Here is a 9,302-nt window from a genome sequence, read left to right as displayed (position 1 = left end):
TTTCAGCATATCTAGGAATGATTAAATTAGCTTGTACTTTTATTTGGCTTCGATGAAAATTTATTTTTGTGCACAGAACCTAGTAAGTACAAAGGAAATATCAAAGTTTTTTGACTGAAGAAAAATAAAAACTTCAAAAAATATAATAGTCTGCACAGTGCCTTGAGACAACATTATTGCTATGATGGCTAAGGAATTTCTTGATACTAAAGATTTATAAATGTTTCCTAATAGCTTGGTTTCTTTTTTAAAATATACTTTTGATAGAGAAAAGTTTGATAATACTAAAAGAGTTATAGTAATAAAAATAACTATGATAACAGCTATCTTAAAGCCTATATAAATAAATATAGGTGAAACAAAAAAATAAGTAAAAGTACTAGCAAACCCACTAAAAAAAGTTAACTGGATCACATATCTTCTAAAGACACTTATACTATATGTGTTTTGCTCAAAATAAGTTATAACACCATCCAACATTAAGAATGATAAGCTTAATCCCATTAATAAAGCACTTATAACAAATATAAAATGATTAATATCTAACAATAACAGTATAAATGCTACAGTAGCAAGTACGTATCCGAGTATTATTCCTAAATATGCTCCATATCTATTCATTAGAGCACCTGCGAACAAAGACCCAGCCCCCCAAGAAGATAAGAAGATTATCAGAGCCCATTGATAATTTAGACTAAATTGGCTGTCATTATGAAAAGCTGACTTATATATTAGGAAATCCATAAAATAATAGACCAGGCATTATCAGCTGCGATATATATAGAATCAATCTCTTATTTGATTGGTTTTCCATAAAAGTTATTTCATATCTAAAAATGCTTTCGCATATCTATTACCAAACTCTCTTAACGATTTGGCACTCATATGAATACCATCATCATTTGCTGTTATCTCATTAGAACTGACTACTTTAAAATTATTTAATTTCTGTTCCAAACTATGCAGCTGCTCATTAACTATATGAGCAAATTTAAAACGATCATCTAAGAAGTGTCCCTGCTCTCCAGCAATTATAGGTAAATTATCATTCCCTAAGTCTTGCCTCAAATACTTTATCAGGAACTCAAACCTATATGCATAACTCGAGGCTCTCAAGATATCTTTTGTCTCACTTTCCCCATGATGCCAAAGAACTCCTTTTATATCGTTCAAGGATATATCAGCTGCTTGAATAGTTGAAAGTACTCTATTATATAATCTTGAATATGGCATCCATTCATCTAGTTGAGTGCTTGCTATAGCTAACGGTATAAAATCCACTCTTTCAATAGTATTTTCTTTAATTAAAGTTTCTGCAAAGCTCATAGCTAAACCAATTCCAGCTTTTTGGTTATCTTTATGTAATGGCTCTTGCGCTATATCCCAACAGTTGTTATTGAAACTATAGATTCTACTATTAGATATATTAATTACTTCACTTAAATCACCTTGTCCAACCATATTTGACTGCCCTAACAAAATAAATACATTTCTATTTTGCATATTAAACTATATCCTTAAGTTAAGCTTTCTTTAGCACTTTTCCAATTTGAGTGATTATTATTAGTTATATTTTTTTTATCTTTTTGTTCACTATATCTTTGATGTAAAAATTCAATATTTCCTTGAAATAAAATACAATATTTAAACAACTCTTCCATTAAATCAACGACTCTATCTTTATAATTTGATTCTTTCATAGACCCATCTTCATTAAACTGAGTATATGCAAGAGGAACAGAAGACTGATTTGGTATTGTTATCATTCTCATCCACCTTCCTAGAATCCTCATTTGATTTAAAGTATTAAACGATTGAGACCCTCCTGTAACTTGCATCAAGGCTAATAGCTTACCTTGAGTTGGTCTAACTGCGCCAAGAGATAAAGGCATCCAATCTATAATATTTTTAAAAACTGATGACATTGCACCATGCACTTCTGGTGAAACCCACACCATAGCATCTGCCCAATTCATTAACTTTCTCATTTGTTTCACAGAATCAGATAAAAGTGATTGGTCAGGATTTTGAGTTAGACTTATATCTGCCAATGGTAAATCATGTGGATGAAATATTTCTACTTCAGCACCAAATGATTTTATTATTTTCATAGCTTGTTTTGCTAATAAGAAACTATAAGACTTATCTCTCAAAGAACCATACAAAAACAATATTCTTGGTGATCTTTTCTTTAAATTATTTTTGTTAAATACTTTCTCTACCTTCTCTAATGAATAATTAGGATACATACTATAAACCTTATTTACATAATCGTTTATTTACGATTATGTATGGAAAATAATTTTTGTCAACACTTTATCGTAAATAACCGATTATATTAAGCTTTTAGAGATAATAGAAAAAATGGCTCTATTAAGTTTGAATATATAATAAAGAATAAAATTAATAACTGTCCTAAATTACCGGCATAGATTATTTAATTGGAAAGAGCTACTTTGTTAAAGTATTCATTTTAAACTTTCTTATTGTTTATATCATCTATTTTCTTTCTCTCTTCAAGCTTTATTTTAATAGCTTCAGATTTATCAGATGATATATACATATAAACAACAGGTAGTATAAATAAAGAAAATATAACGCCTACTAATAGTCCTGATGAAACAACAACTCCTATACATTGACGACTAACTGATCCTGAGCCTGTAGCTATTACTAAAGGTAAAACTCCTATAATCATCGCTGCCACAGTCATTAAGATAGGCCTAAGTCTCTGCGAAGAAGCTCTAATAATAGCATCATACTTATTTAAACCACTTTCTATCTGTAATTTATTAGCAAATTCAACTACCATAATCCCTTGTTTAGTGATAAGACCAATTAATGTAACCAGACCAAGTTGTGTATAAATATTTAAAGAAGCCCAATCCTTATTTAAAAATTGTCCTAAGTATAATGGTATTAATGCCCCAGATATCGCCATAGGCACAGTGACAAGAATAACTAAAGAATCTCTAAAACTCTCAAATTGAGCAGAAAGGGCCAGGAATATAAGAATAACTGCAAATCCAAAAGCAATCATCATAGTATTACCATTTTGGATAAACTGTCTAGCCCCGCCAGAAAATGAGTACGAAAATCCTGCTGGCAAACTAGTACCAGCTAGTCTTTTAATATAGTTTATAGCTTGCCCTTCCGACACCCCAGAGTTTAACATGGCAGATATTGTAGCAGAGTTCAACTGTTGAAATGTATTTAACGTTATTGGCTCGCCAACCGTTTTGAAATTAACTAATGCAGACAAAGGAACTTCCGAGTTGAACATATCATCTATCTTATCTGACTCAACATATATACTTCCTAATTGTTCATTTGTTAGCATTTGGTTTCTTCTAAGTTGAGGTATAACTTCAAAACTATAACCTTTTAGGAAGAAATAGTTTATATATCCTCCTGCATAAGAATTTTGTAGAGTTTTAGCAACATCAGACATAGTAATACCCAAACTTCCGGCCTTTTCTCTATCTATATTTAAATTAGTTATAGGATCATCAAAAATTAGATTACTATTTACAAAAGAAAATAAACCACTTTTAGTCATTTTTTTAATAAGAGCATTTGTAACTTCATTAATTGATTGATAATCATTTGTACTTTGTATTACTAAAGAAATATCAGCTCCATGAGCAACTCCAGGAAGAGAAGGTATTTGCCAACTAAAAGCTACAACGCCTGGAATACTATTTAGTTTAGATTGAAGTAACTTAGTAGCTTCTTGCTGAGAAATACTACGCTGATCAGAAGGCTTCAAAATAAGCCCTCCAGCAATTGCATTTGCTCCCCCTAATACTCCATCTAATACAAATGAATATTGTCTCCCTGGACTATTGTGCACAGCTTTTGCTATTAATGGACTAAATGTTTTAAGATAATTAATATTTGCAGCTGAAGGAGTCGTTGCCATGACACCAACGAAATTCTGATCTTCAGTAGGTGCAAGCTCAGACTTTATTCCTCGCCCCATTATGAAACAGCTCATCAAAACTATTATAGCAATTACAACAAATGCTGGCTTAATATCTAATATAATAATTAGGAACTCTTTATATATAACAGCTAATTTATCAAATATATCATTAATGAACTTAGCAAATTTAGATTCTGAAGAATTATCTTTAAGGATTTTAGAGCATAGCATTGGAGATAAAGTATATGCCACGATTCCTGATATAAGAACTGTTCCAGCCAATGAATAAGCGAACTCCGTAAATAATTGTCCAGTAAGACCACTCATCATTCCTATAGGAGCATAAACAATTATTAATGTCAGACACATTAATATTACAGGAGTTGCAACTTCTCTTGCACCTTTGATTGTTGCAGAAAAACGATCTAGCCCATTTTCAATATGCCTATGAATATTTTCTAACACTACAATAGCATCATCTACTACTAAGCCTATTGATAATATCATTGCCAATAGTGTCAATAGATTTATAGAAAAACCCATCATTTTCATCAAAAAGAAACTACCAATTAAACACAATGGTATAGAGATAACTGGAATAATTACTGCCCTAATTGATCCTAAAAATAAGAAAATAACAAAAGCAACTATCAGAATTGATTCTATTAATGTATAAATTACATCTTCAATAGAATCTTTAATATAAACTGTACTGTTATATGCTATAGTGAGTTTTAGTCCATTTGGAAGAGTCTTCCTTATATTTGGTACATATTTAACCAGTTTATCAACTACTGTAAGTATATTAGCATCCGGCGACACAACAGGGCCTACCAATACCGCTGGCTTCCCTTGAAATTGAACATAAGTATCATAATTCTGAGGTCCAAGTTTAACTGTAGCTATATCTTTTAACCTAATAACTTGGTTGTGATACTTTTTGATTATTAGATCTTTGTATTTTTGAGCTGTAGAAATACTTGTTTCAGGATTCAGAACATAATTTAAATACGGTCCTTGAATCTCTCCACCTGCTGAAATTAGACTATTTGATGCTATAGCTTTATTCAAATTGTTTGGTGAAATTCCATACTCTGCCATCTTATTTTTATTAGGAAAAATCCTCATAGCATAAGGCTCATTACCCCACACATTAACCTCTGACAATCCTCCTTGAGCCCGTAGCTTTGGAACTATCGCAGCATTTATGTAAGCTGATATCTGAGGGATAGTCATACTTTTACTAGTAAATGCTAATACAAATGGCGGAAATGTCGCTGCTGGATTTAACTTTATTGTAGGAGAATAAGCGTCATGTGGTAACTCATTTAAGACAGCGTTTACATTTTGCACTACTTCTGATAATACAGTATCAGGATCTTTTCCCAATTTAACATATACAGTTATTGTACTTTTTCCTAGAGCGGATTGAGAAGTCATATAGTCTACCCCCCTAGTAGCTCCTACAGATGCTTCTATTGGCCTTGTAATAAAAGCTTGTATTGTAGAGGGATTAGCACCTGGATAGCTAGTGGTAACAGTAATATTTGCACTATTTAAAAATGGGTATTGTCTTACTTGCAATGTAAAATATGAACCAACACCTACAACAATAATCATTAAACTTATAGCTATTGAAAGTATTGGTCTACAAATAAATATATCAATAAATTTCATTATAGATTACCTTGAGTATAAAGATTGTTTCTAAATTTAACACTATTGTTTAAAATAACATCCATTCCCTTATGAATTTTATTCTGACCTGAGGTAACAATCATTGTATTCGGTTTTAACCCTGAGACTAAAGCCAAATTATTACGAGTTTCCAAGACCTTAATATTAACTTCTCCAACTTTATATAAGATTTTATTTGTTTTAACCAAACTTAAACTAATATTGGAATAAGAAGATTTCCTTGGTTTACCTAACTTTGTTAACTCAGGAGTAAGTGTTAATATTGATTCACCATATAATGAGTAATTTATAGCATTTCTAGGTATGACAATAGATTTCTTTTTATCGGGCAAATTAACATGCACATTTAAGAACATTCCAGGAACAATATAATGACTTTGATTTTTATATGTTGCTTGAACTATTATCGATCTATTTGTATCATTAATAAAAGAATTAACTGCTGTTACCTTGGCCGTAAATACTTTGCCTGGAAATGAGTCAGAGTAAAAACTAATATTTTCTCCGATTTTTATGAGGCTAACCTTATTCTGTGGCACGGCAAATGTAACAAAAATCGGACTTATCTTTGTTAGAGTTGCCGCATTACTTCCGTCATTAAAGTACTGTCCTAAGTTTATATTTCTAATACCTATTTTACCATCAAATGGCGCTCTGACTTCTTTAAATCCAATTTGAGACTCAATATTTTGTACTTGTGCTAAAGCTGATAAATAGTCAGTATTAGCTTTATCTGCAGATTCTTTTGAAGTAGCCTTTAATTTAACAAGCTTATCATAACGCTCTGCAGTTATCTTAGCAAGCTTCAACTTTGAAACAGCCTCTTCTAGATCAGCCTTTAACTGACTTGTATCTAGTTTAAATAATATTTGCCCTTTTTTCACTTCCTGACCACTTTTAAAATCAATCTCACTAATAATGCCTCCAGATTGTGATGAAATTTGCGTTGCCTGGATCGCTTTTGCTTCACCAATAGCATCTATAGTTTGCTTCCAATCAGTTTCTTTTATTATAGAAGAAGTTACGTTAGCGGGTTCTGGTACAAAATATTTCATTTTATATTTAGTTAATGTTTGCATTAGAAATGCAATGCCAAAAATTAAACTAAATATAATAAGGGTTATTAAAATGGCCGTTATAGCTGCAATTCTTCTATTTCTTAGTTTTGGTAGCTGATTTTTAACAACCTGTGATTTAAAAATTAAATATAAAACTCCAACAACCACCCCAAAGTCACCTAAGATTAGCCATAACAATACTAATAAAACTATCGCAAATATTATGTAATTCTTTTTACTAGCATTAATTTTTTCATTTAATTGTTTAAATAATTTTTTATAAAGATACATATGTTTTTTCTATCTGTTTTTTTAATTAATGAGTTTAGAATAGATAACAAGTGTTATACAAAAATACTTAGTCTGAGAAGTCCATTCTAACATTTGCACTATCCAAATTAGATAAGTTACCAGGATGATATGAGCTTATACGACATAAGCCAATCCCTGAGCTTATTAATGATAAAAAGAGTAATACTATGATACTAAGCTTAAAGTTTTTCATGACTCGACCCTCTCAACAAGTTTATGTAATAATCATCTTATAAACACATGTCAATAATTACGTATATTAAAATAAATCTAAATAACCATAGAGATATTATTTCAGGACAATTTTTAACAATTCTTACCCCAATTGGTGTGCCAAAAACAGAACCTATTACTAAACCTAAAAAAGCAGGTAAATATAGATATCCCATACTATATGAAGGAATTCCTAAAGCATGATAGCTTGAAATTAACATAGTTACAGTTGCAATTAGTGCTATAGGAAAACTTGTTGCTGCAGCCATTGCAGCACAATTTTTCATTGGATAGTTATAATGTTTCATATAAGGGTTAACTATACTTGTTCCTCCTATCCCAATAATGCTAGATAGAGTTCCTGTAGCAGCCCCAAAAAAAGCGCATGATTTTTTAGAAGGAATTAAAGCACTTCCATTAACAAGGCTTTTCTTGAAGTTAAATGTTTTGACTAAGCTTATTATTAAAATAATTGCAAATAATGTTTCTATTACTTTTGCTGGTAGTAACTGACTAATTATAGTACCAATTATTGCTCCAATTAGAATAGTAACTAATGCATTTTTTAAAATGAAAAATACTAAGTGCCCATGCTTATAATGCTTGTATGAATTATAAAGCGCATTTATCATTATAAATGCTAATGAAGTTGAAACAGCTAAATGAATTGAAACTTCATTAGGTATTCCTTGATGTTTACAAACGAATAGCATTACAGGAATAACAATAGCCCCACCCCCAGCACCAATCCATGCAGATAGAGTACCAACAAATATTCCACATATTAGATAAATAGTTAAAATCACTATTAACACTCCTGTTATAAATAATATATGTCTATTATATTCAACAAATGTTAATAATAAAAATGAATAGATTTTATATAAGCTATAACCAAAAGAAATAACATGTTAATGTCTTAAAATATTATCTAATACCTAAATTGCTATAGAAAATTTATTTCAAATTTACTATAAAAACATTTTTTTAATTCAAAATTATTAAATAGAATATAATTAACTCAATTGGTAATTTATCAACAAGAATGGAATCTATCAAAAACATACGGGCTTTCCTTGTTGTTGCTCAGACAAAATCATTTACAGAAGCATCTAATAAGCTATTTGTAACTCAACCAGCCATCACTAAAAGAATATCTCAAATGGAGGAATTTCTAAACGATAAACTATTTTATCGAGTAGGAAATACTGTTCAACTTACTTCTACAGGAAAAAAGCTTCTCCCATATGCTATTGAACTTATAAGTATTTGGGATAAAATTCAACTTAAATTCCAAGATATGCAGGATGATATTATAGGAGAACTAAATATTATTAGCAGCTACCAGATTGGCCTAGACTTTTTGCCAAAAGTACTTGAGTTATATGTAAAGAAGTATCCTAAAGTAGAAATTCGAGTAGATTCTACATATTCCTTACCAATCATAAAAGAAATTAATAAATTAAATGCTGATATCGGCTTAATCACAATTAATGAGGCGATATCAGAGGATATTGAAGTAAATATATTTGAGAAAAAACGAGTTGTAGCTGTTATTGCAAAAAATCACCCCTACTGGCAACTAGATGGAGATATGATTAAAAATCTAAATAACATCCCTGTATTATCAACATCTCCTGGCAATAAACATTATGAAATCCTACACGAATTTAAAAATAAGCATAAAATAAACTCTCGAGAAATAAGTGATGTTAATATGCTTGTAGTAATAAAAAGACTTGTTGAGGCTGGAGTGGGTTGGTCTATTATAAATGAAGATATGGTCTCAGATAAGCTCCAAGAAATAAAAATCATAGATAACCTTGGCTATATTAGTAACGCATATATTTATAATAAAAGAGTTGAACTATCTCGTCCAGCTAAAGCATTTATAGAGATGTGTAATCAATATCCAAACCTCACTTAACTACACTAAAACTAATACAAACATGCATGTTCTGTAGAATAATCTATCTTTCGAAGATATAAATATTGGGACTGTCCTAGACAAGTTTATTTTAACCTCAGTTCGGAATTAAAAGTATAGTAGATTAAAGGTTTGAGAGTATTATTAGGTTAAAATAAGCGAAAAACCG

Annotated in this window: 8 protein-coding genes; 1 reads left to right on the top strand and 7 read right to left on the bottom strand. The window is 30.5% G+C overall.

Annotated elements, in window-relative coordinates; all coding sequences use genetic code 11:
• Positions 1 to 60 precede the first annotated feature (60 nt).
• The 7 genes from AB8E56_RS10595 to AB8E56_RS10565 form a co-directional block, all read right to left on the bottom strand.
• Positions 61 to 744: a hypothetical protein gene (locus tag AB8E56_RS10595; RefSeq protein ID WP_329480910.1), complete on the bottom strand. Its 684-nt coding sequence runs from the start codon at positions 742 to 744 to the stop codon at positions 61 to 63.
• A gap of 75 nt (positions 745 to 819) precedes the next feature.
• Entirely contained in the window at positions 820 to 1,503 is a 684-nt protein-coding gene (locus AB8E56_RS10590) for a sialate O-acetylesterase (RefSeq protein ID WP_329480908.1), read from the bottom strand.
• 14 nt (positions 1,504 to 1,517) lie between these two features.
• On the bottom strand, positions 1,518 to 2,249 hold the full coding sequence (gene arsH / locus AB8E56_RS10585; protein WP_329480906.1) for an arsenical resistance protein ArsH: 732 nt from the start codon (positions 2,247 to 2,249) through the stop codon (positions 1,518 to 1,520).
• 224 nt (positions 2,250 to 2,473) lie between these two features.
• Positions 2,474 to 5,602 (bottom strand): efflux RND transporter permease subunit, encoded by a 3,129-nt coding sequence (locus AB8E56_RS10580; protein ID WP_329480904.1) that lies wholly within the window; start codon positions 5,600 to 5,602, stop codon positions 2,474 to 2,476.
• Positions 5,602 to 6,972 (bottom strand): efflux RND transporter periplasmic adaptor subunit, encoded by a 1,371-nt coding sequence (locus tag AB8E56_RS10575; RefSeq protein WP_329480902.1) that lies wholly within the window; start codon positions 6,970 to 6,972, stop codon positions 5,602 to 5,604. The genes AB8E56_RS10580 and AB8E56_RS10575 overlap by 1 nt, the downstream gene beginning before the upstream one ends.
• Positions 6,973 to 7,039: 67 nt before the next feature.
• Positions 7,040 to 7,186 carry a hypothetical protein gene (locus tag AB8E56_RS10570; protein WP_329480900.1) on the bottom strand — a complete coding sequence of 49 codons (147 nt, stop codon included), beginning with the start codon at positions 7,184 to 7,186 and terminating at the stop codon, positions 7,040 to 7,042.
• Positions 7,187 to 7,223: 37 nt separating this feature from the next.
• Positions 7,224 to 8,012, bottom strand: a complete 789-nt coding sequence (locus tag AB8E56_RS10565) for a sulfite exporter TauE/SafE family protein (RefSeq protein ID WP_329480898.1) — start codon at positions 8,010 to 8,012, stop codon at positions 7,224 to 7,226.
• A gap of 239 nt (positions 8,013 to 8,251) precedes the next feature.
• On the opposite strand from AB8E56_RS10565, the gene AB8E56_RS10560 reads away from it, so the two are divergent.
• A complete protein-coding gene (locus tag AB8E56_RS10560; protein ID WP_329480896.1) occupies positions 8,252 to 9,133 on the top strand; it encodes a LysR family transcriptional regulator in 882 nt (293 codons plus the stop codon).
• Positions 9,134 to 9,302: the final 169 nt, after the last annotated feature.

Origin of the sequence: Francisella sp. 19X1-34 (assembly GCF_041102755.1) — a bacterium.
Lineage (GTDB): Bacteria > Pseudomonadota > Gammaproteobacteria > Francisellales > Francisellaceae > Francisella.
Note: the sequence above shows the minus strand (reverse complement) of the source record. Positions and strands in the feature narration are given on the sequence as shown.

Coding starts and splice junctions, on each gene's coding strand:
- AB8E56_RS10590 (WP_329480908.1), bottom strand. CDS start 1,503: ATGCAAAATAGAAATGTATTTATTTTGTTAGGGCAGTCAAATATGGTT.
- AB8E56_RS10595 (WP_329480910.1), bottom strand. CDS start 744: ATGGATTTCCTAATATATAAGTCAGCTTTTCATAATGACAGCCAATTT.
- AB8E56_RS10580 (WP_329480904.1), bottom strand. CDS start 5,602: ATGAAATTTATTGATATATTTATTTGTAGACCAATACTTTCAATAGCT.
- AB8E56_RS10575 (WP_329480902.1), bottom strand. CDS start 6,972: ATGTATCTTTATAAAAAATTATTTAAACAATTAAATGAAAAAATTAAT.
- AB8E56_RS10560 (WP_329480896.1), top strand. CDS start 8,252: ATGGAATCTATCAAAAACATACGGGCTTTCCTTGTTGTTGCTCAGACA.
- AB8E56_RS10570 (WP_329480900.1), bottom strand. CDS start 7,186: ATGAAAAACTTTAAGCTTAGTATCATAGTATTACTCTTTTTATCATTA.
- arsH (WP_329480906.1), bottom strand. CDS start 2,249: ATGTATCCTAATTATTCATTAGAGAAGGTAGAGAAAGTATTTAACAAA.